The sequence below is a fragment of the Trichocoleus sp. FACHB-46 genome (genome assembly GCF_014695385.1).
Classification (GTDB): Bacteria; Cyanobacteriota; Cyanobacteriia; order FACHB-46; family FACHB-46; genus Trichocoleus.
In genome coordinates this window covers 96,940-122,094 of the sequence record NZ_JACJOD010000022.1, presented here as the reverse complement: position 1 = coordinate 122,094, position 25,155 = coordinate 96,940, and the positions used below count along the sequence as shown (strand labels likewise).

Annotated in this window: 18 protein-coding genes; 9 read left to right on the top strand and 9 right to left on the bottom strand. The window is 50.5% G+C overall.

What is annotated here, in order from left to right; all coding sequences use genetic code 11:
* Positions 1-59: 59 nt before the first annotated feature.
* From H6F72_RS12665 to H6F72_RS12625, 9 genes are all read left to right on the top strand, one after another.
* Positions 60-860 carry an alpha/beta fold hydrolase gene (locus H6F72_RS12665; protein WP_190435700.1) on the top strand — a complete coding sequence of 267 codons (801 nt, stop codon included), beginning with the start codon at positions 60-62 and terminating at the stop codon, positions 858-860.
* On the top strand, positions 845-4,153 hold the full coding sequence (locus H6F72_RS12660) for a response regulator (protein WP_190435698.1): 3,309 nt from the start codon (positions 845-847) through the stop codon (positions 4,151-4,153). The genes H6F72_RS12665 and H6F72_RS12660 overlap by 16 nt, the downstream gene beginning before the upstream one ends.
* 2 nt (positions 4,154-4,155) lie before the next feature.
* Entirely contained in the window at positions 4,156-6,471 is a 2,316-nt protein-coding gene (locus H6F72_RS12655) for a response regulator (protein ID WP_190435695.1), read from the top strand.
* A gap of 42 nt (positions 6,472-6,513) precedes the next feature.
* Positions 6,514-8,736, top strand: a complete 2,223-nt coding sequence (locus H6F72_RS12650) for a serine/threonine-protein kinase (RefSeq protein WP_190435691.1) — start codon at positions 6,514-6,516, stop codon at positions 8,734-8,736.
* 69 nt (positions 8,737-8,805) lie between these two features.
* Positions 8,806-9,618: a DUF6883 domain-containing protein gene (locus tag H6F72_RS30225; RefSeq protein ID WP_370527494.1), complete on the top strand. Its 813-nt coding sequence runs from the start codon at positions 8,806-8,808 to the stop codon at positions 9,616-9,618.
* Between the two features lie 19 nt (positions 9,619-9,637).
* Positions 9,638-9,886, top strand: coding sequence for a DUF4926 domain-containing protein (locus tag H6F72_RS12640; RefSeq protein WP_190435688.1), 249 nt, complete (start codon positions 9,638-9,640; stop codon positions 9,884-9,886).
* Positions 9,887-10,004: 118 nt separating this feature from the next.
* Positions 10,005-13,037, top strand: a complete 3,033-nt coding sequence (uvrA, locus tag H6F72_RS12635) for an excinuclease ABC subunit UvrA (RefSeq protein ID WP_190435685.1) — start codon at positions 10,005-10,007, stop codon at positions 13,035-13,037.
* A gap of 74 nt (positions 13,038-13,111) precedes the next feature.
* Positions 13,112-13,969, top strand: coding sequence for an alpha/beta fold hydrolase (locus tag H6F72_RS12630; protein ID WP_190435683.1), 858 nt, complete (start codon positions 13,112-13,114; stop codon positions 13,967-13,969).
* A 72-nt stretch (positions 13,970-14,041) separates the two neighbouring features.
* Positions 14,042-14,260, top strand: a complete 219-nt coding sequence (locus tag H6F72_RS12625) for a hypothetical protein (RefSeq protein ID WP_190435680.1) — start codon at positions 14,042-14,044, stop codon at positions 14,258-14,260.
* Between the two features lie 90 nt (positions 14,261-14,350).
* Here the strand turns inward: H6F72_RS12625 and nuoK are convergent, their stop codons facing one another.
* From nuoK to H6F72_RS12580, 9 genes are all read right to left on the bottom strand, one after another.
* Entirely contained in the window at positions 14,351-14,656 is a 306-nt protein-coding gene (gene nuoK, locus H6F72_RS12620) for an NADH-quinone oxidoreductase subunit NuoK (protein WP_190435677.1), read from the bottom strand.
* A gap of 73 nt (positions 14,657-14,729) precedes the next feature.
* Positions 14,730-15,398, bottom strand: coding sequence for an NADH-quinone oxidoreductase subunit J (locus H6F72_RS12615; protein ID WP_190435672.1), 669 nt, complete (start codon positions 15,396-15,398; stop codon positions 14,730-14,732).
* A gap of 40 nt (positions 15,399-15,438) precedes the next feature.
* Positions 15,439-16,044, bottom strand: a complete 606-nt coding sequence (gene ndhI, locus H6F72_RS12610) for an NAD(P)H-quinone oxidoreductase subunit I (protein ID WP_190435669.1) — start codon at positions 16,042-16,044, stop codon at positions 15,439-15,441.
* 137 nt (positions 16,045-16,181) lie between these two features.
* Positions 16,182-17,300, bottom strand: a complete 1,119-nt coding sequence (nuoH, locus tag H6F72_RS12605; RefSeq protein ID WP_190435666.1) for an NADH-quinone oxidoreductase subunit NuoH — start codon at positions 17,298-17,300, stop codon at positions 16,182-16,184.
* A gap of 550 nt (positions 17,301-17,850) precedes the next feature.
* Entirely contained in the window at positions 17,851-18,987 is a 1,137-nt protein-coding gene (locus tag H6F72_RS12600) for a citrate synthase (RefSeq protein WP_190435663.1), read from the bottom strand.
* A gap of 160 nt (positions 18,988-19,147) precedes the next feature.
* A complete protein-coding gene (gene sixA, locus H6F72_RS12595; RefSeq protein WP_190435660.1) occupies positions 19,148-19,645 on the bottom strand; it encodes a phosphohistidine phosphatase SixA in 498 nt (165 codons plus the stop codon).
* Between the two features lie 66 nt (positions 19,646-19,711).
* Positions 19,712-20,911 carry a bifunctional oligoribonuclease/PAP phosphatase NrnA gene (locus H6F72_RS12590; protein ID WP_370527493.1) on the bottom strand — a complete coding sequence of 400 codons (1,200 nt, stop codon included), beginning with the start codon at positions 20,909-20,911 and terminating at the stop codon, positions 19,712-19,714.
* Between the two features lie 332 nt (positions 20,912-21,243).
* Entirely contained in the window at positions 21,244-21,741 is a 498-nt protein-coding gene (locus H6F72_RS12585) for an HNH endonuclease (RefSeq protein ID WP_190435653.1), read from the bottom strand.
* A gap of 83 nt (positions 21,742-21,824) precedes the next feature.
* Positions 21,825-24,836 carry an adenylate/guanylate cyclase domain-containing protein gene (locus tag H6F72_RS12580; RefSeq protein ID WP_190435648.1) on the bottom strand — a complete coding sequence of 1,004 codons (3,012 nt, stop codon included), beginning with the start codon at positions 24,834-24,836 and terminating at the stop codon, positions 21,825-21,827.
* Positions 24,837-25,155: the final 319 nt, after the last annotated feature.

The following is a 25,155-nucleotide window of genomic DNA, read 5'->3' as shown; positions in this document are numbered from 1 at the left end:
CTGAAAAGCTAATTTCGTTTTAGTTTGTAAGATGAGGATGGTTCTAAGGATACCGACTCATGGCAGCGAGCGTGCTAAAGCGAAACAACGTTAATCAGTTGGGCGATGGCAAACAAACCATCATTTTTGCCCATGGTTTTGGCTCCGACCAAAGTGCTTGGCGGCATCAAGTCGCTGCTTTTGCCCCCAATTTTCGGATTGTTTTGTTTGATCACGTGGGAGCGGGTCAATCCGATTTCTCGGCTTACAGCCCGCGTCGCTACAGCAGCCTCTATAGTTATGCAGAAGATTTATTAGATTTATGTGCTGAGCTAAAGCTTAAGCAAGCGGTTTTGGTGGCTCACTCAGTCAGTGGGATGGCTAGTTTGCTGGCAGCTTTAGTAGAGCCTGATCGATTTAGCCAACTGGTTTTTATTAGTGCTTCTCCTCGCTATCTCAATGATGCAGGTTATTTCGGTGGATTTGAGCAAGCTGATTTAGATGCACTTTATGCCGCGATGGCCTCTAACTACTATGCTTGGGCGAGTGGTTTTGCGCCCATTGTGATGGGTAATCCGGATAAACCGGAACTAGCTCTGGAATTTGCCAAGACTTTGGCGCAGATTCGGCCTGATATTGCCCAAGCGGTGGCTCGCGTGATCTTTCAGTCGGACCACCGAGCTGAGTTAGGGCGGCTCAACATCCCGACTGTGATTTTACAATCGAATAATGATATTGCGGTGCCACCCCAGGTGGGGCAGTATTTGGCAGATCATATCCCCTCTGGTCGGCTTGTCCCTATTGCCGCTGAAGGACATTTGCCTCACCTCAGTGCTCCAGAGACAGTTACCCAAGCGATCGCTGCATGTTTGGCTACTTAACAACTTCCTGGTTGCAGTTATCTTTACGTCATCCTGACTGGTTGCCTACTTTTCGGCCTGTTTTGCTGACGCTGGCGATGAGCGGCTGCGGCGGGTTAGTTGTATTGGGGGACGCATCTGATTTGTGGGTGGGATTAGTTTTAGGGTTGGGTCTCCTCTTGCCACTGCCACCGCTACCGCTGATGTTGCTTCTAGGTACAGGAATGGGGCTAGCGGTTGTCTCGGGGCCAGAACCTATTATCTGGCAGGCGATCGCTTGGGGTATTTCTGCCGCCTTGATCGTAGGGTTGCGGCGATTTTGCCAAAAGATTGAGTGGCGGCTGGCTTCGCAAGCGCTATTAGCCAAACTCACCGAAGTAGAGACTTTAGCGACACCTGATGCTTTGTTGAGGCGGGTGCTGGTGTCTCTGCAAGAGGTGACGGTTGCCGATGCGGCGATCGCTTTGCGTCAGTTGGATGAGGTGACAGCAGAGGCATTGGTCTGCTTACCCGAAACGGCTCTACCCAATGCCCTGACTACACCTAGTTTATTTGCCACTGCGATCGCCCAAAATCGCTGCCTTTATTACACAGATTATGCTTCTACACCAGAAGCGTCCCGCGTTCTACTCGCTCAAGGTGCCCAGTCTGTCGCTATTTTGCCCTTGCAACATCCTGGGGGTTTTCAGGGGGCCATTTTACTAATCTGGCAGCGTCAAATCGCCATTCCAGTTCATATGCAGCAGTTGATTGAATCTGTAATTGGAGAATTACGCACTCTGTTGCAGTTCAATGACATCACCTTGAATCTTGATAAACTGCAAGCTCGGTTTGAAGCCATCCTCGAAACTATCCATCAAGGTGTGGTGTTTGTGGATGAAAGTGGTGAGCAGGGCTGGGTTAACTTAGCGGCTGCGACCCACCTTAACTTAGGTCCAGGGGCGATCGATCCGCCGCTTCTGGCCGCTGCAATGGCGCAGTTAAGGTCTAGCGCCGAGAACCAAGCCGAAATTGCGACTCAAGCGGCACAGTTTTTCTCGCAACCGCGCTCGGAGATTCGTAACTGGAACTGGATTTACACTCAGCCTCAGCCCAAAGTGTTGAGCTTTTCTAGCACCATGACTCAGGTCCGCAACGTACCGGGACGGCTCTGGGTGATCGATGACATTACAGAGCGCTACTTTGCCCAGCGTCAGCTTTTGGAGCAGACTGAAGAACTCTCACGCGCAAATCAGGCGCTAGCTCAAGCAAAAGTAGTGGCAGAAGCGGCTACCCAAGCTAAAAGTGAATTTTTGGCTAATATGAGCCACGAAATCCGGACACCCATGAATGCGGTGATTGGGTTCACAGAGTTACTGTTAGCGACTGACCTTGACTCATATCAACAGGATTTAACCGCCACGATTCGTAGTAGTGGGGACAGCCTGCTAACGATTATTAATGACATTTTGGACTTCTCTAAAATTGAATCTGGCAAGCTAGAGCTAGAGTTGGCTCCGTTGGAGCTACGCAACTGTGTAGAAGCATCTCTAGATTTGCTGGCTCCTAAAGCTGCTGAAAAAGCCATTGAACTGGTCTGTTGGATTGAGCCGACAACACCAAAATGGATCGTGGGAGATGCCACCCGATTGCGCCAAATCTTGGTGAACCTATTAGGTAATGCCGTCAAGTTTACCGAGTCAGGAGAAGTGGTGGTTTTGGTGCAGGCTCGCTCTCTGGTAACGGGTTCTGCTAGCCAAACTTATGAAATCCAGTTTGCGGTTAAGGATACAGGCATCGGGATTCCTACAGACCGCCGCGATCGCTTGTTTAAGTCGTTTAGCCAGGTGGATGCTTCGACCACTCGACAGTATGGCGGCACCGGGTTGGGTCTAGCCATTGGCAAGCAACTCAGTGACATGATGGGTGGTCGCATGTGGGTTGAGAGCACCATTAACCAAGGCTCTACCTTTTACTTCACACTGATCGCAACAGCCGCAACAGCAGATTTAGTATCTCCCTCTGAAACGTCTCTGAAGCAGTTCTCTCCATTGTTTGGTAAGCGATCGCTGATCGTAGATGACAATGCCGCGAGTCGTCAGGCTTTAACGGGGCACATGCAATCTTGGGGAATGAACTGTCGTACGGCTGCCTCTGGAGCTGAGGCGTTGGCATGGCTGCACCAGCGAGAAGAGTTTGATCTGGCGGTGATTGATGTACAAATGCCAGAGAAGGATGGTTTGGTATTTGCGCAGGAACTGCGACAACTGCCCCAATTTCAAACTTTACCTTTGGTGCTGTTGACGACCTTGGGCAATCTAGCCCCCAGCAAAGTTGCCCTAGTCAAAGACAGAGTAGCCTTAGTCAATAAACCCGTGAAGCAGTCGCAGCTAGAACAAGCTTTGTTGCAGGTGCTAAATCAAGGTTCACCCCAAACTAGCCACCGTTTTGTCTCGTCAACTCTCTCTCCTCAACTGCCTCATCCTCCCCTGCGGATTCTGATGGCCGAAGACAATCGGGTGAACCAGAAGGTGATTCTGAGTGGACTCAAACAGTGGGGATATGAAATTGATGTCGTCAACAATGGCCGAGAAGCGATCGCAGCGCTGCAACAACGCAGTTACGACGTGATCTTGATGGATGTGCAGATGCCAGAAATGGATGGCCTAACGGCAACTCGTTATATCTGCCAAAATTGGTCGCCTGCCACCCGCCCCCGCATTATTGCCATGACTGCCAATGCCATGCAGGGCGATCGCGAAGCCTGCTTAGCGGCGGGGATGAGCAACTACTTAGTCAAACCCATCCGACTGGCAGCGCTAGCGGAATTGCTCAAGCAGGGCTGGCAAGTTCCAGAATCAGCGCTAGCAAAGGTGAATCAAGCTGCGGTTTTACCGGATCAACCCTTGAATCCAGGTACAGAACTAGCCCTGACCCCAATGACGACTACACCTACCGAATGGGATGCCAAGGGTGCATTAGATGCCAAGGCAATCGCAGCGCTGCAAGAAATGTTAGGTGAAAATGCGGCTGAAATGCTGGCCGTGGTGATTCATAACTATCTGGAAGATGCCCCCAAAATGATCGCCCAAATCCAAGCGGCTGTACAGCAACAAGATGCCGCAGCGCTGCGATATGCCGCTCATAGCTTAAAAGGTTGCAGCGCCACCTTAGGAGCTGTGACTCTGGCTCAGTTGTGCCAAGAATTAGAGGTGATAGGGCGTACAGGTATGATGGCAACAGACTGGCAAGTCAGCTTGCCTCAATTGCGGCATCTGGAGGCTGAATACGAACGAGTTAAAGCGACTTTGGACCTAGAACTGCAAACTTGTTAACGATGACCAGTGTGTTTCCCTTCTCTGATTCTCCCCTCGTCTTGTTGATCGACGATGACCGCTCGATGCGCCTTCTGTTGGCTCAAGCGATTAAGCAAGAGGGCTACCAGGTTGTAGAAGCGAAAGATGGAAAAGAAGGACTGGCGCTTTATCAACAAGTGCATCCAGACATTATTCTCATGGATGCCTTGATGCCTATTATGGATGGCTTTGCTTGCTGTGCCCAACTCCGCACCTTGCCAGGAGGCGATCGCGTCCCTGTTTTGATGATTACCTGCTTAGATGACCCTGCTTCGGTGGATCAGGCCTTTGTCGCTGGAGCCACGGATTATGTCACCAAGCCGATCCATTGGGCAGTGTTGCGGCAACGGGTGCGAAGACTGTTAGAAACGAACCGCACTACCACAGAACTACAGCAGCAGACAGAACGTGCCCGCCGGAGTGAAGATCAGCTTAGGCTAGCGCTAGAAGCGGCCCATATGGGCACTTGGAATTGGGACATGAGCAGTGGGCAAGTGATAATGTCGGCCACAACAGCCTATAACCTAGGGCTAGCTCCCACCGTCCTCAGTCGCAGCTCAGAAGATTTGCTAGCAATGGTACATCCAGAGGATGTTGCGGTTGTGAGTCAAGCAACGGAGGCAGCGATCGCCTCCGGTACGAGCCTCGACATTGAGCTGCGGGTGAAATGGCCTGATGGCAGCATTCATTGGGTTGCGGCTAAAGGCCAAGGGGATTACGACGCCAACGGTCAAATTATTCGGATGCTAGGCGTCACGATGGATATCACCGAGCGCAAGCAAGCCGAACAGAAAATTCGGGAGCAAGCAGCGCTGCTGAATGTCACAACCGATGCGATCGTGGTGCAAGGTCTCGATAGCCAAATTGTATTTTGGAACCAAGGAGCAGAGCGCCTCTACGGCTGGTTGGCTAGCGAAGTTATTGGAAAAAATGTCAATGAGTTTTTACCTCAAGCCGCACTGCCGCGTTTCCTTCAAGATCTAACTTGGTTGCAAGAGCATCGAGAGTGGCAGGGAGCATTAAATCACGTAACTAAAGCGGGCAAAGCTATTGTGGTCGCTAGCCGCTGGACCTTGGTGCAGGAAGAGAGCGGCCAGCCAAAATCAATCTTGATGGTGAACACCGATATCACAGAGCAAAAAAAACTAGAGGCTCAGTTTCTGCGCTCTCAGCGGCTGGAGAGTGTCGGTACTTTGGCGAGTGGCATTGCTCATGATCTGAATAACTCTCTAGCGCCGATCTTGATGTCGGTGCAGTTGCTAGAGAAAAAAGTGCAAGACCCGCAAAGCCGCACCTTACTCTCGATCTTGGAGTCTAACACCAGGCGCAGTGCTGATTTGGTGAAGCAGGTACTCTCCTTTGCTAGAGGCTTAGAAGGAGAACATACACTCCTGCAAATTAAGCATTTGTTGGTTGAGATTGAGCAGATGGTGAAGCAAACTTTTCCTCGTTCTATCACCATCGCTACAGAGCTGCTGCCGCCAGATTTGTGGGTGATTTTAGGAGATGCGACGCAATTGCATCAGGTCTTGATGAATTTGTGTGTGAATGCTCGTGATGCAATGCCTGAAGGTGGCACGCTCAGCTTAGCAGCCGAGAACTTATGGATCGATGAGAACTATGCTCGCATGTATTTAGATGCCAAGGTTGGCCCTTATGTGGTGCTGACGGTGGCAGATACAGGCATGGGAATTTCGCCGAGCAACTTGGATAAAATCTTTGAACCTTTCTTTACTACGAAGGAGATTGGCAAAGGCACTGGACTGGGGCTGTCTACGGTGATTGGCATTGTTAAAGGTCATGGCGGTTTCGTCACGGTCCATAGCCAAGTAGAGAGAGGGACGGCTTTTAAGGTGTATCTCCCGGCTAAAGCCACAACTTTAGAGCGACAAGCTGAAGTGCAGCACCACTTACCGAAGGGGCATGGCGAATTGATTTTGGTGGTAGATGACGAAGAACCGATTCGAGAAACCACCAGGATTTCCTTGGAAGCTTATGGCTACAGCGTCATGACTGCCAATGATGGAATTGAGGCGATCGCCGTCTACGCTCAGCACCAACAAGAAGTTAGCGCGGTGTTGATTGACATGATGATGCCGTCGATGGATGGCCCCATGACGATTCGGATGCTGCAAAAACTTGATCCGGAAGTCAAAATTATTGCGGTGAGCGGTTTAGTTTCTGGCTATGAGGTGGGTGAAAATAACAGTATTGGGGTTCAAACCTTTTTACCCAAACCTTACACAGCCGAAGAATTATTGAAAAACTTGCAGACTATACTGAATGGCAAGGCTTAAGTTGCGATCGCAACGCTTCAACTTACGGGTTTCTGGCGTCGTATGAGTTTGGTGTCTGGGCAAATTCTGGGGGGACATTACCAAATCATCAGCGCCCTCAGCAATGGCGGATTTGGAGCCACTTTCCTAGCAGAAGACCAGTATTTGCCCAACAAGCCTCGCTGTGTTGTGAAACAACTGAAGCCACAGGCCAGCGATCCTTTAACGCTAGAAGTTGCCAGACGTTTGTTCGACACCGAAGCGCAAGTGCTGCACCAGTTGGGCAACCACGATCAAATCCCCAGGTTGCTAGCGTACTTTGAGGAAAATCAAGAATTCTATTTAGTCCAAGAGCTGATCGAAGGACACGACCTAAGCCAAGAACTGCAAGCAGGTGTGCCGTGGACAGAGGCTCAAGCGATCGCGTTGCTGCAAGATGTGTTGCAGACTTTAGAGTTTGTGCATCAGCAACAGGTGATTCACCGTGATGTGAATCCGCGCAATATAGTTCGGCGGCACCAAGACCAAAGGTTAGTCTTGATTGACTTTGGGGCCGTAAAGCAAATCAGCACCACGCTTTTGCAAGCAGGCCAAAGCCCCCGAACCGTGGCGATCGGTACTCCCGGATATTTGCCGATTGAGCAAGCCACCGGAAACCCGCAACCGACGAGCGACCTTTATGCACTGGGCATGGTGGCGATTCAAGCGCTGACAGGGTTAGCACCTCAAGACTTACCCAAAGACCCCAACACAGGGGAGCTACTTTGGCACTCATCTGCCACGGTGAGTCCTGAGCTGCAAAATATCTTGGATAAGATGGTGCGCTATGACTTTCGCGATCGCTACCAATCCGCCACTCAAGTTTTAGCGGCCCTCAAGGATCTCAGCACGTCTCCACCTGCTACCGTGGCGATCGCACCCAAACCCCGTTCGCTCCTGCGAACCCAACTGCCGAAACTTGGTTCTTGGCGAAAAAGTGCCTTGCTGGGGGGAGTGGTAGTCACAATTGGAGCGATCGCGGCAGTTTTTGGCGTGCGGTATTTCAACTTCTCCAGTGCCACAGATCTGTACCGCAAAGGAGAAACTCTGGCCGCGCTGCAACGTTACCCGGAAGCTTTAGCCGCCTATGACAAAGCCATCCAGATTCGCCAAGATTATCCTGAAGCGTGGAACGGTCGGGGTGAGGTGCTGACTCAGCTTAAGCAGTACCCCAAAGCGCTAGATGCTTACGATCGCGCCATCCAAATCGATCCGAAGTCTTGGGAAAGCTGGAGCGATCGCGGTCTGCTGTTGAACACTTGGCAACGACATAACGAGGCATTGCAGTCTTTTAATCAGGCGATCGCTCTCAACATCGATGCTCCGGAAGCCTGGAACGGGAAAGGTCAAGCCTTGATTGGAGCCAAACGGTACGACGAAGCGATCGCCGCCTTTAAGCAAGCGGTAACGTTGCAACCAGATTCGGCTGCTGCTTGGTATGGGCAAGGTTGGGCGCTGCACAATCTGCAAAAGTATGACGAGGCGGTGAAAGCCTACGACAAAGCGGTGGAAATTAAGTCGGATTATCACTTAGCTTGGTATAACCGGGGCAATTCGCTGAGTAGTTTGCAGAAGTACCAAGAGGCGATCGCTTCCTACGACAAAGCGGTGCAGTTTCAGCCACGCTTCTATCAAGCTTGGTACAGTCGGGGCAATATGCAGAGCAACCTCCAGCAATACGAGGCGGCGCTGGAGTCCTATGAACAGGTGACGAAACTCCAGCCCAGCTACTACCCAGGTTTCTACAGTCGAGCTTGGACGCTGCATCGCTTGCAACGCTACGAGGAAGCGATCGCATCTTACGACAAAGCTTTAGACCTGAACCCGAATGATTATTTGGCTTGGTACAACCGGGGCAATGCGCTTTACAACCTCAAGCGCTACGACAAGGCGATCGCGTCTTATGATCAAGCGGTCCAAATCAAACCTGATCACTATGAAAGTTGGTACAGCTTGGGCAATGCCCTGACGAACGTAAAACGCTATCCCGATGCTTTGGCGGCTTATGACAAGGCGTTACAGTACAAGTCGGATTACCGAGAAGCTAGGGAAGTCCGCGAGCAACTCAAACGGCAATTAGAAGCTCTAGAAAGGGAGCAAAAACCTGAGGAACCCAAAGCAGAGAGCGATCGGACCTCACAAGAGCAAGAGGCACCGCAGGAAGAGCAAAACTCTGGGAATCAGGAGGAAGAGGAGAGCGATCGCAGCTTACGAGAGGGAACTGGGTTGCTAAACGATGACAGCTAAAATTAAGCGGTGTTCATGATTGGGGGGTAGACTACTCGAATTACTAGGGCTAGAAAGTGGTGAAAAACGGTGAGTTTTGGTAACACCTCAGATGAGCTTGCTCAACATCTGGAGACAGCCAAGCGTATTCTAAGCAGAATTCAAGCCTGGTGGCCCATTGCAGAACAAGTCAGGGGTGGTACGGAAGGAGGACCACCTGTAGCTACGCTCATCCTCCCACAAACTGTATGGGATGATTTGACCCAAGAACAGCAAGTTAGCCTGACGTTCTACGCAGAGAACATGGTTGACGATGTACGCAATAACCCAGAAAAATACTCAGACATTCCCTCTTCTGATCCGAATTACCCATCTTTGCTTGCCAACTATCGCTGCATACGTGATGGCTTTTGGCAGATCATAATTGGTAGGTTTTTCAATGAAGAACCTAAGCGGTTGATGGTTGATGAGACTGTTGTTCAGGGGGATGCCTTTTGGAATTTCAATCAAAACAAGGTTGGAACTTCTGCTTCATCTTTTCGGCAACCACCAAAGCCTTCAAGTTCAACGAAGCTAATCCCTAATGCAGAAAATGCAGTCGTTGATATTCGTAAACTTCGGGATTACTGTCTCAACTTAAACCATGACCAAGGTAAGCACAAAGCTCGCCTGTTCTCATCAATTTTGTGCATGAGTTCTGATGATGCGAAAAGCTTGTGCCAAATTCTCCTTGAAGTTGTCAAAACTCAGGAAGCTCGACTAGGACGACGTGATGACTTTGGACAACGCTACACTCTAGACTTTACGCTTGAATGGCAAGGTAGAAGTGCAAGCGTTCGGAGTGGTTGGATCGTGGAACATAATTCTAATATTCCAAAATTAACGACTTGCTATCCTCTGTAATGCTTGAGGTGATACGAAAATGACAACTAACACAGTCAAGTTACTAGACGTAGTAGCGCTGACAGTCGATCTGCCTCAGTACAATTTGTGGCGTGGTCAAGTAGGCACTATCGTTGAAATTTTGGCTGATGGGGAAGCATTTGAAGTAGAGTTTAGCGATCGTAATGGACGAACCTACGAATCCATGGGCTTACGACCGGAGCAGATAATGGTGTTGCGTTTTGAGCCAGCATCCCCTGAATCAAGCCCTCAAATGGTTACAGCGTGAGTAACACAATCCGCTCGGATAACTACTAGTAAAAATGAACCAATTAGTACGGGATGCCGATCGCAGTTGAGGGATTAGCAGCGATAGAATCATTAAGGACTGTTTAGCGCTGCCCTTCATGTCTCAACGCTCCCGTTCTGCCAACCGCAAATCCACCGAGCCTACCAATGGACACCACCCATCCCAGGCAAAGTCAGTGGACCAAAACACCATTCGGATTCGGGGAGCCCGCCAGCACAACCTCAAGAACATCGACCTTGAACTACCCCGCGATCGCCTCATCGTTTTTACCGGGGTGTCTGGGTCTGGCAAGTCCTCCCTAGCGTTTGACACCATCTTCGCCGAAGGGCAGCGGCGCTATGTCGAGTCTCTCAGTGCCTACGCGCGGCAATTTCTGGGCCAAGTCGATAAACCCGATGTCGATGCGATCGAAGGACTCAGCCCTGCCATTTCCATCGACCAAAAATCCACCTCCCACAACCCCCGCTCCACCGTCGGCACCGTTACCGAGATTTACGACTACCTGAGACTCTTGTTCGGGCGGGCAGGCGAACCCCACTGTCCTCACTGCGATCGCTCCATTGCCCCCCAAGCCATTGACCAGATGTGCGATCGCATCATGGAACTGCCCGATCGCACCCGCTTCCAAATTTTGGCTCCCGTCGTCCGGGGTAAGAAAGGCACCCATAAGAAATTGCTTTCTAGCCTCACCTCCGAAGGCTTTGTCCGGGTGCGGGTCAACGGCGAAGTGCGCGACCTCAGCGACTCCATCGAGCTAGAGAAAAACCAAGCCCACAACATTGAAATTGTGGTCGATCGCTTGGTGAAGAAGCCTGACCTAGAAGAACGTCTAGTCGATTCACTCACCACCTGTTTACGGCACTCCGAAGGCATCGCTATCATTGATATTCTGTCTGTTTCAGATGCTGAGTCTGGTACAGATTCCAATGTGGTTGCTCTCCCTACAGGTAAAAACGCAGCTAAAAATTCAGTGCCAGTAGCCGCAGAATCCGGTGGTCAGTATGGGCTACCACGAGAACTCGTGTTTTCAGAAAACTTCGCTTGCCCAGAACATGGTGCGGTGATGGAAGAACTGTCCCCTCGTTTGTTCTCCTTCAACTCTCCCTATGGTGCTTGCCCCAACTGTCACGGCTTGGGGAGTCATCGCACCTTCTCCGCAGATTTGGTGGTGCCGAATCCAGCCTTGCCCGTCTATGCCGCGATCGCCCCTTGGTCAGACAAAGACAACACTTATTACCTTTCCCTCCTTTATAGCGTTGGGGAAGCCTTCGGTTTTGACATCCAAACACCTTGGAACAAGCTCACCCGTGAGCAACAGCAGATCATCCTGAATGGCTCCAAAGACGCGATCAAGATTGAAGTCGATTCGCGCTATCGCGACCAGAAAAGCTACGTGCGGCGGTACGAAGGTGCCCTCAACATCCTGCAACGCCAGTACGAAGAAGCCAGTTCTGACCTCTACAAGCAAAAGCTAGAGCAATATCTGGTCGATCAACCTTGCGATGTTTGTCAGGGGCGACGGCTGAAGCCAGAATCGCTGAGCGTGCGGCTGGGCCAATACCAGATTACTGAGCTGACTGGCGTTTCTATTCAAGAATGCTTGAGCCGAGTAGAAGGTTTGAAGCTGAGCGATCGCCAAGCCACAATTGGCGATTTGGTGCTGCGAGAAATTAAAGCTCGCCTGCAATTTTTGCTCGATGTCGGTCTAGATTACCTAACGCTCGATCGCACGGCCATGACTCTTTCTGGGGGAGAGGCACAACGGATTCGGCTAGCAACTCAGATTGGTTCTGGATTGACAGGCGTGCTCTATGTTTTGGATGAACCCAGCATCGGCTTGCACCAACGCGATAATGGCCGCTTGCTCCGTACTCTTGACAAGCTTCGTACCTTGGGCAACACGCTGATCGTGGTCGAGCACGACGAAGAAACCATTCGCGCTGCCGATCACCTCGTAGATATTGGCCCTGGCGCGGGGATTCATGGCGGCCATATTGTCGCCCAAGGTAGCTTTGAGGACATTTTAGCGGCTCCTGATTCTCTGACAGGGGCTTACTTGTCGGGTCGCCAAGTGATTCACACACCCACCGAACGCCGAGAAGGTAATGGTCGAGCTTTAAAGATTAAAAAGGCTTCTCGCAATAACCTTAAGCAAGTGAGTGTCGAGATTCCTTTAGGCGAGTTAGTTTGCGTCACAGGCGTTTCGGGGTCTGGTAAATCCACCCTGATCAATGAACTGCTCTATCCAGCGCTACAACACCATTTCGGCCATAAAGTTCCCTTCCCCAAGGAAATGGAAGCTCTAGATGGCCTAAATGCCCTCGACAAAGTAATTGTGATTGACCAGTCCCCGATTGGCCGCACTCCCCGATCCAACCCCGCCACTTACACAGGCGCATTTGATGTGATTCGGGATGTGTTTGCGGAGACGATCGAAGCCAAAGCCAGAGGTTATAAACCGGGACAGTTCTCCTTCAACGTCAAAGGCGGACGCTGCGAAGCCTGTGGTGGTCAGGGTGTGAACGTGATTGAGATGAACTTCCTCCCCGATGTTTATGTGCAATGCGATGTCTGCAAGGGAGCCCGCTACAACCGCGAAACCCTCCAGGTGAAGTACAAAAACAAATCGATCGCGGATGTCCTCAACATGACCGTGGAGGAAGCCTACGAATTCTTCAAGAACATTCCCCAAGCCTCTAACCGCTTGCAGACTCTGGTAGATGTCGGTTTAGGCTATATCCGCCTCGGTCAAACCGCACCCACCCTCTCTGGAGGAGAAGCCCAGCGGGTGAAACTAGCCACTGAGCTTTCTCGTCGCGCCACAGGTAAAACTCTCTATCTAATCGATGAACCCACGACAGGACTTTCGTTCTACGATGTCCACAAGTTGCTGGATGTGGTGCAGCGTTTGGTAGACAAGGGCAACTCGGTCCTCGTAATTGAGCACAACCTAGATGTAATCCGCTGCTCCGATTGGGTGATTGACCTCGGTCCCGAAGGCGGCGACAAAGGTGGCGAGATTATTGCCGTGGGCACGCCAGAAGAGGTGGCCGAGAACGAGCGATCGCATACCGGGCACTATCTCAAGCAGGTCTTAGAGCAATATCGCTCTCTCGCTCCTACAGAGTGAATCTTAGAGGGGATTTAAGACAACTATTTTTTGTCTAAAAGGGAGTGGCAAGCCTACACTCCTCAAAACTAGTTATGTCTGAATCTTGGACTCACGCCTATACCTCGACCAACGGCATCAAGCTGCACTACGTCACTCAAGGCGAAGGGCCGTTGATGTTGATGCTGCATGGCTTCCCGGAGTTTTGGTATTCCTGGCGCAAACAAATTCCGGAGTTTGCCAAGGACTACAAAGTAGTAGCGTTGGATCTGCGCGGTTACAACGACAGCGATAAACCATCTGAGCAATCCGCTTATGTGATGGCGGAGTTTATCAAAGACATCAAAGGCGTGATCCAGGGCTTAGGGTACGACAAGTGCGTGCTAGTGGGACACGACTGGGGCGGCGCGATCGCCTGGAATTTCGCCTATGCCCATCCAGAAATGCTCGATCGCCTAATCATCTTGAATTTGCCACACCCCGCTAAGTTTGCCGAGGGACTCCGCACGCCTCAGCAGTTACTTCGCAGTTCCTATATCTTTTTCTTCCAATTACCTTGGCTCCCAGAGTGGCTGATCCAAGCGGGCGATTATCAACCGCTAGAGGCAGCTTTTAAGGGAATGGCAGTACATAAAGATGCGTTTACGGCAGCGGACATACAAACCTATAAACAGGCAGTGGCTAAACCAGGTGCCCTCACCGCCATGCTGAACTATTATCGGAACGCCTTTCAGCAAGGGTTGTTTAAGCCAGATTGGGGAGTGCTAGAAGTGCCCACGCTCATGATTTGGGGTGAGGAGGATACGGCCCTAGGAAAAGAACTGACGTACGGAACAGAACAATATGTGAGAGATTTTCAGATTAAATATATTCCTGACTGTAGCCATTGGGTGCAACAGGAGCGGCCCCAGCTCGTAAATCAGTACATGCGTGAGTTTTTAGCCAAGAAGTAGTCTTAAGGGTGATTTACTATACCGAGAAAGCTTGTATACCAGTGGTCTGACCTTCAAAGGTAAAACGAAGTCATGAGTCAAGGAAACACCGAAGTTTGCTCTGCTTGTGGTGTCAAAATTTTGAGAATTCCGACTGGCGATCGCGTCTTGTTCTCTGTCGGCCCACCGGGGACTAGGGCAACGCTATGGGCTAGGGTTTGCCAATTTACTCAAAAACCAGGCTGCATCAACAAAGACAGAGATGCAGTCGGAGAGATGAAACCGAACGACTACTACCAAGCCGAACTATAGAAAAAGCGATCGCCCTCTTTGAAGCTAGGAGAGCGATCGCTTCTTAAATTAAAAAACTTGTTAAACAGCTAACTCTGAAGCAAAGCGCAATTACCACTTCAAAAGATTGAACTGTTCCATGTCCACCGTGTCACGGTTGCGGTAGATAGCTAGCACGATCGCTAGACCCACTGCTGCCTCTGCTGCCGCGATCGTAATCACAAATACTGTGAATACCTGACCTTTAATCTCTGCGGAGTCGAGGTAGTTCGAGAACGCCATCAAATTCAGGTTAACGGAGTTCAGCAGCAATTCGATCGACATCAATACTCGGACCGCGTTCCGGCTGGTAACGAGGCCATAAATGCCAATGCAAAAAAGAGCAGCCGCTAACAGCAAAAAGTATTCAAGTTGCATAAATCTCCTCACGGGTGACTAAACGAATCGACTAAAAGCTTAGAAATCAACACCATTCATGGAATGGGTAGGATTAAGGATCTAAGCGATCGCTGGGGGTCACTGGTCCTTCAGCACCCGATTGAGATGATTTGATGCGGCCACCACTTAAAGCGGGAACGGTTTCTCTAGGCCGTTCTTGTAAGGTGAAAACTTGGCGTTGGGTTTGCGGAGTGGAGGTGTCGTCTGGTAGGAACTCACGACGAGCCAGGATAATTGCGCCCACCAAAGCCATCAGCAGTAGAATCGAAGCCAACTCAAACGGCAGCAAAAAGTCGCTGAAGAAGTGCTTTCCGATCACTACAATGGCATCATCTCCAGCACCAGGCGCAGTTGAGAGAGACCAAGGAGTTGAAAGCACCATGGTGCTGAGCAGGGCAAACAAGCTTACACAAACCAATCCGGTCAGTGCCTGCCGCACCCAAGCGTTGGGCATAGGCTTGAAGTCTTCTCGCTTGTTTACCAACATGATGGCAAACAGAATCAAGACGTTGACGGCTCCCACGTAGATAAGCACTTGAGCCGCAGCGACAAAGCCCGCATTCAGCAAAATGTATAGCCCAGCAATGCTGATGAACACACCACCAAGCAAGAAGGCTGAGTAAACGATATTAGACAGCAGTACCACACCAAGAGCTGCCCCAATCATCATCAGACCTAGCAGGCCGAATGAGACAATCTGAACTCCTTCCGCTAGATTCACTATCCTTTAATCTCCTTAGAATGCATGCGCGTCAAGCTAATTAGGCTTGGGTCTTCTCAGAATTTTGCTCAAGCTGTTCCGAAATCTCTTCCGGGCGCTGGCCTGCTCGCTGGCTACCGGGGGGCAGATCATGAGGGTCCATGACACCTTTGGGTAAGTAAACTAGCTCTCGTAGCGGTGTCACCATTGGGTCATCTGTGACTTTATACGGCAAGCGACCTAGAGCCACGTTGTCATAGTTCAGTTGGTGGCGATCGTAGGTTGATAGCTCGTAGTCTTCCGTCATCGACAGACAGTTGGTGGGGCAATATTCCACACAGTTACCGCAGAAGATGCAAACTCCAAAGTCAATGCTGTAGTGCTTGAGCTGTTTCTTCTTGGTTTCTTTGTTAAATTCCCAATCTACGACTGGCAGGTTGATCGGACAAACTCGGACGCAAACTTCACAGGAGATACATTTGTCGTACTCAAAGTGAATCCGCCCCCGAAACCGCTCAGAGGGAATTAGTTTTTCGTAGGGATACTGGACTGTAATGGGTCGTCGGCGCATGTGGTCGAAGGTTACAGATAAGCCTTGACCAATGAAGCGAGCGGCTTGTACCGCCTCTTTGGTGTAGTCGCCAACTTGTTTGAGGAACTTGAGCATGGAGTCACCGTTCTTGAAGGATGAAGGATGGAGCTTACTTCTTGAAGGGAGAGGGATGAAGTCAGGATACAGTTGGCTAACAATTCGATATCCAGCTTCATCCGAGGCTGTCTAAGCTGTAGTTTTAGCTACCCAACCTAGCCACCAAAGGCAAAGGGAAGGGTGAGCTTAAGGGCCGCAGTCAGTAATAAGTTCACCAAGCCTACAGGTAGAAGAAACTTCCATCCTAAGTCGAGGAGTTGGTCAATCCGTACCCGTGGTACTGTCCAACGCAGCAAGATCGCCAGGAAGATCAGGAAATAGGCTTTCAGCAGGGTCATGGTGATGCCCAAAGTTGCAGTGATAATTTGCAACCAAGGCGTCGTTTCGCTAATGCCGAACCAGTTGGAAATTAAACCTAGGGGAATGGGGGATTCCCAACCACCCAGGTATAGCACAGCGACGAAGAGGGCTGAGAGGACCAAGTTGACATAGGAACCGAGGTAGAAGAGGCCAAACTTCATTCCGGTGTACTCAGTTTGATAGCCAGCGACCAGTTCTTCTTCCGCTTCTGGTAAGTCAAAGGGGAGGCGCTCACATTCAGCGAGGGCAGCAATCCAGAAAATCAAGAAGCCTACAGGTTGCCGCCAAATATTCCATCCTAGAATGCCGTAGCCCGCTTGTTGGTTGACGATGTCAATCGTGCTGAGGCTGTTCGACATCATTACGATCGCTAAGACCGACAAAGCCAGGGGGATTTCGTAGCTGATTGACTGAGCGGCTGCCCGCAGTCCCCCGATCAAGGAATATTTGTTATTCGAGGCATACCCAGCCATGAGCAGGCCAATGGGGGCAATGCTAGAGAGGGCAATCCAGAGAAAGACGCCAATGTTCAGGTCAGTGATTAACAGATTCTGTCCGAAAGGTACGATTAGGTAGGACAGAAATACCGGAATCACGACGATCGCGGGTCCTAGGGTAAACAGGATAGGGTCGGCTTTGAGCGGAATAATATCCTCTTTCAGGACTAGCTTGAGGCCGTCAGCCACCGGAGCGAGGGCTCCCAAAGGACCAATGAACTCTGGGCCAATCCGTTGTTGAGCGGCGGCTGAGATTTTCCGCTCTAGCCAAACACAAGCCAACACACCGACGGTAGCGCCTAGAAGCATTACAACCATCGGCAGGGGCAGCCAAACGAGTCTGGCAACATCGGCGGGTAAGCCTAGCTGCACAAGCGCTTGGATAAAACTTCCTTGTAGGTCAATTCCTGGATTCATGTTTTCAATAATGGCGATCGCTGAGTTCGTTCAACCAAATTAAAAGCTGCTGAGTGGGCAACTTTATAGTTTGTGGTCGCTGTCTAAATTCTCAATCCAGCAGCTAACTAGAATGGACTGATCACTTAAGTTTCTTTATGAAGAATGTTTGACTTCTACAGTGCCTAGTATATCGCTGGACGGGCTTGTCAGCGGTCTTAGCCATAAGAAGTTGTACCTATTAAAGCCCTAGCATTTTTAACTGAGGATGGCGGCTCTGCCCTCACTTCAACCCATCTAAAAATCTAATTTGCTAAAACTCTATGGATTCCATAGAAAATTTTTAGCGAGTTGTGAGAGGCGTACTTCCTGTGGAGGGCCTTTCACAACTCATTAGGAATTGCCATACAAAAAACCCCCAAACAACACGCTTGAGGGCTGGAGTTCCTGAAAATCGTCACTTTGCTTATCCTGACAAGCTTGATCCCGAACAGCAAGGGGGGCATGACCCATCACTAGTAGATCTAGGGGGCGATCGCAGCTAAGTTATAGCGTTGATAGGGAAGAAAAACTAGCGCTTTTCGATCGGAATGTAGGGCGCTTCGTGAGTCCCGGTATAGATCTGGGTGGGGCGGAAAATGCGGTTTTCGGCCAGTTGTTCTTTCCAGTGAGCTAGCCAGCCAGCTACCCGAGAGATGGCAAAGACAGGCGTAAACAAATCGGTGGGAATGCCCAATTTGCTATAAACCAGACCAGAGTAGAAATCAACGTTGGGGTAAATTCCCTTGGAACCTAGCTTTTCTTCTACAGCTCGCTCTAGCTCGATCGCGATGTCGTAGTATTTGTCTCGACCAAACTTCTCAAATAGCTGCTCAGCCAAGCTTTGCAGAATCGTGGCTCTGGGGTCTTTGACTTTGTAGACGCGGTGCCCAAAGCCCATAATTTTAGCTTTGCGCTCCAAAAGACCATCTAAGTAGGGACGGACATTGGCGACAGAGCCAATCCCTTCTAGCATCGAAACTACCTCTTCATTCGCGCCACCGTGGAGGGGGCCTGCCAGAGTGCCAACAGCCGACGCAATGACTGCATAGGGGTCAGTCAGAGTTGAGGCTGTGACCATTGCTGAAAAAGTCGAAGCGTTGATCGTATGCTCGGCGTGTAGTGTCAGGCACACATCAAACACTCTTGCGGCTAGGGGATCTGGTTCCTGCTCATTCAGCATGTACAAGAAGTTAGCTGCGTAGTCTAAATCATCTCTGGGCTGGACTGGGTCGTTACCTTTGCGAATCAGTTCGAATGCTGCCACCATCGTGGGAATCTTGGCTAACAACCGTACCGCTGCCGCCCGAATATAAGCGGGGTTGTGCAGATCACGGCGAGAGTAGAACAAGCCCAAGGCAGCGGCTGAAGCTTGCAGAGCATCCATTGGGTGTCCGCTCTCCGGGAAGCATTTCATCATGTCCCGCACCCGGAATTTCACACGGCGATGGTACTGAATTTCTTCTTTAAAGGCATCGAGTTCGGCTTTTGTGGGCAGTTCGCCCCAAATCAGCAAATAGGCAGTTTCCAGGAAGGTACTCTTTTCTGCGAGTTCTTCAATCCGGATACCGCGATATTCCAGAACACCGCGCTGACCATCAACGTAACTAATACTGGATTGGGTGGCAGGAATATTTTCTAGACCTGGCCGATACTCGCAGATAGACATGGCTCTACCGTCCGGTTGCTTAAGACATACTGAGGTTATATGGCGACAGGGTGCAGGGGTGGAACTCCTGCGTGAGAGCGGTGCCCTCATACCCCTAGTTCACAACCAATTTGTGAACGCTATATTTAGGCTAACTTACCAGAAAACTGCTAGGGAAGTGTTATAGCAAGAACTTCGGTGGGCTCAGCCAAAATAGAGAACTATTTGCGATCGCCTGACCCAATCCAGGGATTGTTAGGCCAATCACTCCAGCCTTTTTTAATACCAAACCATCCCTCGCTTGACCCCAAACCAGAGTTTCTGCCCAGTTGCCTAGGTCCGGTTGGTGCCCGACGATCGCCAAAGGAGCATCAGGGTGCGATCGCTGCCACTTGTTAAACCAGGCTAGCCAAGCTTCTAAGCTACCATCAGGCGCTAAATAGTCTGACACTTCCAGCCGAGCACTTAAGCCTTCAGCTTGTAGAATTTCGGCGGTTTGCTGTGCCCGTACCAGAGGGCTGGTGAGAATCAAGTCAAATTGCAGCTTGAGTTCAACCAAGCGCTTCGCTACTTGGCGAGTTTTGCGACGACCCTCCTCGGTTAGGGGGCGCTCCCCATCACGAGTATAGGTGCCCCGCTCCGCTGCAATGCCGTGACGAATGATGTAGAGGTCAGACATAGAAACTTTTCCGATTTCAAAGCCCCTCTCTTCGCAGGAGAGGGGTTTAGGGCGAGGTTAGCTCAACTAAATAAACGTATCTTCTGGATTCACCAGCCGCAGCAGCTTTTGCTTAATTTGGGCATCAAAGACTTCCCATTTCATCTTGGCGTATTCAGCATTTTCGTTGAAGCCAGAGAGAAATCCCATTGGAATTTCAAACCCGCCTGCGGTGAAGCGACCACCCCCAAAAAAACGGCCTTGGGCATCTTGACCAAAGGCTTCTTTAATAAACTCGTCGGGGTCGAGGGTGATCTTGCTCGTTCGCAAGGAGCCAATCACAACTTCAAGTTCTTCGTCCTCATCGTGGACAATGCCATAAACCATGGCAGTATGGACGTTTTCCTCTGTGACCAAAAAGTCGGCGGCTTGCGGAATAGCATCGCGATCGTCGTAGCGTAAGTAACCCACCCCAGCGATCGAGAAGTTATTTTGCACAATCCGGTTGCGGAGCGATCGCTCAATCACGTCCATCACCCGTTTAGAACGAGCTGACTGAAGAACTGCGTTGAGCAGCTGCGTGTCGTAGAACCGACTCAAGTAGGCCGCTGCGAGAAAGTCTTCCTCTTGGGCCTGCATTAGGGTGTTGGTGTCAGAGCGTAGGCCATGCATCAGGGCAGTGGCACACTTGACATGCTGGCTAATGCTGCTGTCGAGGTTGAGCAAGCCTGCTTGGAGGTAGTGGGCGCAAATAGTAGCTGTTGCCCGCGTATGAGGGCGAATATCAGAGAATTCTGGATTCAATCCACCCTGCATGCTGTGATGGTCGATCACTACCGTCACTGGGATGCCTGCCTGTTGTACTAGTGTCAGGAGTTGGCTAGTTGTACCTTGGTTATCAATTAGGGCACAACCTTGGTAAACCGATAAGTCTTTGGTTTTGGTACTCTGCACCGTCCAGCGCTGCACAGGTAGATTAGTCAGCTTCACTAAGGCAATATTTTCTTGGTGGCTAAGCGTACCCGCATAAACAATTTCACATTGAATGTTGTACTGCTCAGCAATCAGTTTGTAAGCCCAAGCCGAAGAGAGGGCGTCTGGGTCGGGAAAATCTTGCAGGATGATCAGTTGTCGTTCGCCTTGATGCCGCTCTAAATTTTGGCGGAGCGCTTCTACTTTTTGATCCTTGGTATCTAACGCGCGTTGGGCTTGGCGATCGCCAACATTGGGAATGGCTCGAACCTCTGGATACTCAACTGCTGGATATTCGACAGACTTGGCTTCCACAATGGTTTCTGCTGCTGATTCTGAGTTTAGAACGATATTGTTGCGAGACCTAAGCGAGTTAGACGACATACTGGCACAAAGTTGGGTTTAGGAGTCTCGTATCCCAATCGCGGCAATGCTACAAACTGGCAGAAATCAGCGATTGAGCCGTTGATCTGTACACCCTGATCTTCGCAAAAAACTCGTAGAACGACATACTGCTCGCAGAGTATCTAAGAAGCAGTAGAGACGAGCGCTTCACCCACAGATAATGGGCGAAGTGGGCCTCTCATAACCCATCTAGGATTGCTAGATCAGCAATTAAAAACCCCGCGCTTACTTGCACACGGGGGTCAGATACCAATTACATATTTACGCCATTCCTGATGTCCGCCGTTCTTGACATGCTTTGTGACTTCAAAGTACAGGCCACTGTGAGGCTTGCGCGGTGGATAGTCTAGAGGCATATTGGCTTCTTTCGGAGTGCGGTTGCCTTTTTTGACATTACAACGAACACAAGCAGTCACGATATTTTCCCAACTGTCATCCCCGCCGCGCGATCGCGGAATCACATGATCGAGGGTTAGGTCATCACCTGTGTAGCCACAGTATTGACAAGAGTGACTATCTCGGTGGAGGATATTTCGTCGGGTGAGTGGAATTTCCTTGTAAGGCACCCGGACATAATGCCGCAGCCGAATCACCGTTGGCAGTGGAAAATCAGAGTAGACACATTTGCCGTTGTGTTCTACCTGTTCTGCTTTGCCTTTGAGAAGTAAAACGATCGCCCGTCGCCAGCTCGTAATGTTGAGTGGTTCGTAGGAGGCGTTTAGCACCAGAACCTTGCTCATTGATGGTTGACAGAGAGAATATTTTCACAGATAGTAACACAGCTCACATCTGCTCTGCCGCGTCTAGCGGGATCAAGCCTAACTTAGGCAGCCTCAATGCCAGAAGCGGTTTTTCTGCCTACCAAAAGATAAGTTTTCATCTCTCCCCTACCCTTAATTGGGATTTCGCCACGCTCAATAAATAAGTACTTGTCTTGTAAACATTGGTAAGTGCTAGCTGTGACTTGAATGCAGCCTGCTAGACCTTCCGATTCCATGCGGCTGGCAATATTAACCGTGTCGCCCCAAAGATCATAGATAAACTTTTTGATGCCAATCACACCTGCGACGACTGGGCCTGTATTGATGCCAATGCGAATGGGAAAGATTTCGTGCTGCTCTAGGTTGAGTTGGGCGATCGCGGTTTGCATATCCAGGGCCATCTCGGCGATCGCTTCAGCGTGATTAGCACAGGGAATAGGCACACCCCCTACGGCCATGTAAGCATCGCCAATGGTTTTGATTTTCTCGAGACCGTGGCGTTCGGCTAAGCGGTCAAAGGCAGAGAAAATTTGGTTGAGTAGATTGACTAGTTCGGTGGGTGAGATGCGAGCCGCAAGCTGAGTAAAGTTGACGATGTCGGCAAAGAGTACGGTTACGTCTGGGAAGCTATCCGCGATCGCCCCAGAATTTTGTTTCAACTTTTCCGCGATCGATGGGGGCAGAATGTTGAGCAACAACTCTTCGGCCTTGGCTTGCTGTAACCGCAGAGCTGCTTCAAACCGCTTGCGATCGGTGATATCGGCAACGGTGCCTTCGTAATAGAGGAGTTTCCCTTTGGCATCGCGTACCGCTCGGGCGGTCTCGGAAATCCAAATGAGGTTGCCGTCTCGCCGATAGACTTCCGATTCAAACCGTGACACTACTCCCTCTTGCTCCAAAGCCAGAATAAATTCTGTGCGGCGATCGGGTTCTATATAAAGCTGCTCAGCACTGGTGAGGTTAGCGATCAAATCCTCTGAGCTGCTATAGCCGTAAATTCTTGCTAGGGCTGGGTTGGCGCTGAGGTAGCTGCCATTGGGTGCAGTTTGAAAAATCCCCTCTAAGGAGTTCTCAAAAATGCTGCGATATTTTTCTTCCGCCAGGCGCAGTGCTTCTTCAGCGCGTTTGCGTTGCAGAACAGAGCCGAGTTGAGTAGCGACCGCTGACACCAGTTCCACTAAGCCTCGGTCTTCTTCCCGCGCTTCAAACATAAAGAAGACGAGGATAGCTAACACTTCACCTTCTGCGGTGATGGGCACGCCAAACCCTGCTTTCAGACCCACCTCTAGGGCAATATGCACCCGCAAGAAATGCTGATACGCCTCTTGAGAAACATCCTGAATCCACTCTGGTTGTTTGGAGAGCCAAACTCGTCCCGGTAAGCCTGTTCCTAAGGGAAAGGTGAAGGCTTCACTGAGGCGGCGGAAGTCCCGCATGATTGGAGAATTGCTGTACCAAGCAGGACTGAGTTCCAACGCAACTCGCTCTGGGCAGGAAATCCAGGCTTCCCCATAATCCCAATCCGTGGCTTCACAAACTTTGCTGAGAGCGACTTCAAGGGCCGTGGCGAAATCCTCGGCTTCACTAATCGCCTGAGTGACGTTTTGCAGCAATTGAACGGCTGTGGCTGCTTGCTTCCGCTTCGTGATGTCGTAAAGCGTGCCAGATAGTCCTACTACTCGCTCTTTGGCATCTAAGGTGGCTTGAGCTTCTAGCTCCATCCAGCACAGCTTGCCGTCCTTGGTCAGCAACCGCACTTCAGCGCGGTAGTCCGGAGCCTGCTGAGTCATCAAGCGCTGAAATTGCTGCCGATGGTAAGGGCGATCGTCTGGGTGAATGTAGCTGAGAAAATGCTGGCCCAGACTTTCCTCCACGGCAAATCCAGCGATCCTGCTCCATGCAGGATTCAAAAACTGCCAAACTCCTGCCCTATCAGTTTGAAAAATCACTTCTTTGATGTTATCTACCACCAGCCGATAGTTTTCCTGGCTGTGACGCAGTTGCCACTGGGACTTGCCCAACGCCTCTAGCATTTGGTTAATCGCAGACCCCAAGTTAGACAGCTCATCAGAGCCGAGAGACGCGACTCGCAGCGAGAAATCTCTAGATGAGCTAATCTTGCTGACTTCACCCATCAGGTGGCCTAGCCGCCGTAGCACCAGTCGCTCTAGCAGTAAGAGTGTCCCAATGCCGAACCCTAAACCAATAATGAGCAAGGTTAGGAGCAGATAACGTTGGCTGGCTTGCCCTTGCTGATAGATCCGCCTGGGTAGCTCTACGCGCAAGAGAATGGCTGGTTTGCCGTTGAGGTCGTTGATGAGGGTATAGCCTGCGATCGCCTCTGAGTTTAGAGGTTGGACAAAAATGCGATCGCCCTTTTCAGAAAGAGTTTGAGTGCTGAGGCTGGTTCTAGCCGTGGCTAAATCAGGAGATAGCTGCGGAGCATCAATGCGATAAGCCGTAAGCGAAAGATGAGTAATATTGGCTAATCGCTGAACTGTGGTGCTGTCTAGGTAGCGCCCCATCAGGAGGGTACCTTGGGCAGGTCCTTTGCCTTCCCCAGTCAAAATCAAGCTGGAAGCAACCAACATGGGGCCTTCTGGCATCAGCACGACCCCCGATAGCCGATTGGTGGCGCTAGGCGGTTGTAGCAGGGAAGGATGCGCTGCTAAGTAGCTCTGAATGCTAGGCGGAATCGCGGTGAGTTGCTGAGTTTTGGAGTCGAAGCTTTTGCCAAAGATGGTTTTCCCTGAAAGCTGAGTGTAGAGCATCAGGTTAACTTGAAGGCGGGTGATCGTGGCTGCATTGAGGTTGGCGGTGAGGTAGGTGCTGTTGCCATCCTGAACAAATTGATAAGTATCGTTCCACTCAGCCCAGTCATGAACGGTAAAGTTCAGTTTGTCAATTTCTGCTTCAAAGGCATCGATCGCCCGCTCGACGTTGCGTTGTGTATCTTCTGCTTCTAGCTTGGCAAAACTACCCAGCAAAATGGTGGAGGAGCTAGTGTAGAGGACTCCTACCAGACCTACTAGAGCTACGCTAATCAGTAGCAGAGTTCGCTGGCGCAGTTTCATTGAATTCCCTTCACAGAATTCGGCATTATTGACTCTTGCATCAGATTTCTCTCCGCTTCAGGCGTAGTAGCTTCTGATACTTTCTGGCAGCAGCTTCAAACTCAACCATGATTTCGCTTGCCTCGCTGTATAAGCCTGAGGAAACTCAGCATACGTTTACCTCTATCTCAAATCAATATCCTGAACTGCGTCTTTGTCTCAGTAAAACTGCTGAATTTGTTCATAACTTCTTCATTTAGGCTCTGTACTTAAAGTTATTTTGTTTGTCCTAACGGAATGGTGCTGCTGATCGGTGGAGAGTTCAGACAAACTTGTGACA

Bases quoted from the DNA above. Each gene is read 5' to 3' on its own strand.
- H6F72_RS12625 (WP_190435680.1), top strand. From the start codon at position 14,042: ATGAGTCAAGGAAACACCGAAGTTTGCTCTGCTTGTGGTGTCAAAATT.
- ndhI (WP_190435669.1), bottom strand. From the start codon at position 16,044: ATGCTCAAGTTCCTCAAACAAGTTGGCGACTACACCAAAGAGGCGGTA.
- H6F72_RS12665 (WP_190435700.1), top strand. From the start codon at position 60: ATGGCAGCGAGCGTGCTAAAGCGAAACAACGTTAATCAGTTGGGCGAT.
- H6F72_RS12640 (WP_190435688.1), top strand. From the start codon at position 9,638: ATGACAACTAACACAGTCAAGTTACTAGACGTAGTAGCGCTGACAGTC.
- nuoK (WP_190435677.1), bottom strand. From the start codon at position 14,656: ATGCAACTTGAATACTTTTTGCTGTTAGCGGCTGCTCTTTTTTGCATT.
- H6F72_RS12650 (WP_190435691.1), top strand. From the start codon at position 6,514: ATGAGTTTGGTGTCTGGGCAAATTCTGGGGGGACATTACCAAATCATC.
- H6F72_RS12660 (WP_190435698.1), top strand. From the start codon at position 845: ATGTTTGGCTACTTAACAACTTCCTGGTTGCAGTTATCTTTACGTCAT.
- H6F72_RS12655 (WP_190435695.1), top strand. From the start codon at position 4,156: ATGACCAGTGTGTTTCCCTTCTCTGATTCTCCCCTCGTCTTGTTGATC.
- H6F72_RS12600 (WP_190435663.1), bottom strand. From the start codon at position 18,987: ATGTCTATCTGCGAGTATCGGCCAGGTCTAGAAAATATTCCTGCCACC.
- H6F72_RS12580 (WP_190435648.1), bottom strand. From the start codon at position 24,836: ATGAAACTGCGCCAGCGAACTCTGCTACTGATTAGCGTAGCTCTAGTA.
- sixA (WP_190435660.1), bottom strand. From the start codon at position 19,645: ATGTCTGACCTCTACATCATTCGTCACGGCATTGCAGCGGAGCGGGGC.
- uvrA (WP_190435685.1), top strand. From the start codon at position 10,005: ATGTCTCAACGCTCCCGTTCTGCCAACCGCAAATCCACCGAGCCTACC.
- nuoH (WP_190435666.1), bottom strand. From the start codon at position 17,300: ATGAATCCAGGAATTGACCTACAAGGAAGTTTTATCCAAGCGCTTGTG.
- H6F72_RS12585 (WP_190435653.1), bottom strand. From the start codon at position 21,741: ATGAGCAAGGTTCTGGTGCTAAACGCCTCCTACGAACCACTCAACATT.
- H6F72_RS12630 (WP_190435683.1), top strand. From the start codon at position 13,112: ATGTCTGAATCTTGGACTCACGCCTATACCTCGACCAACGGCATCAAG.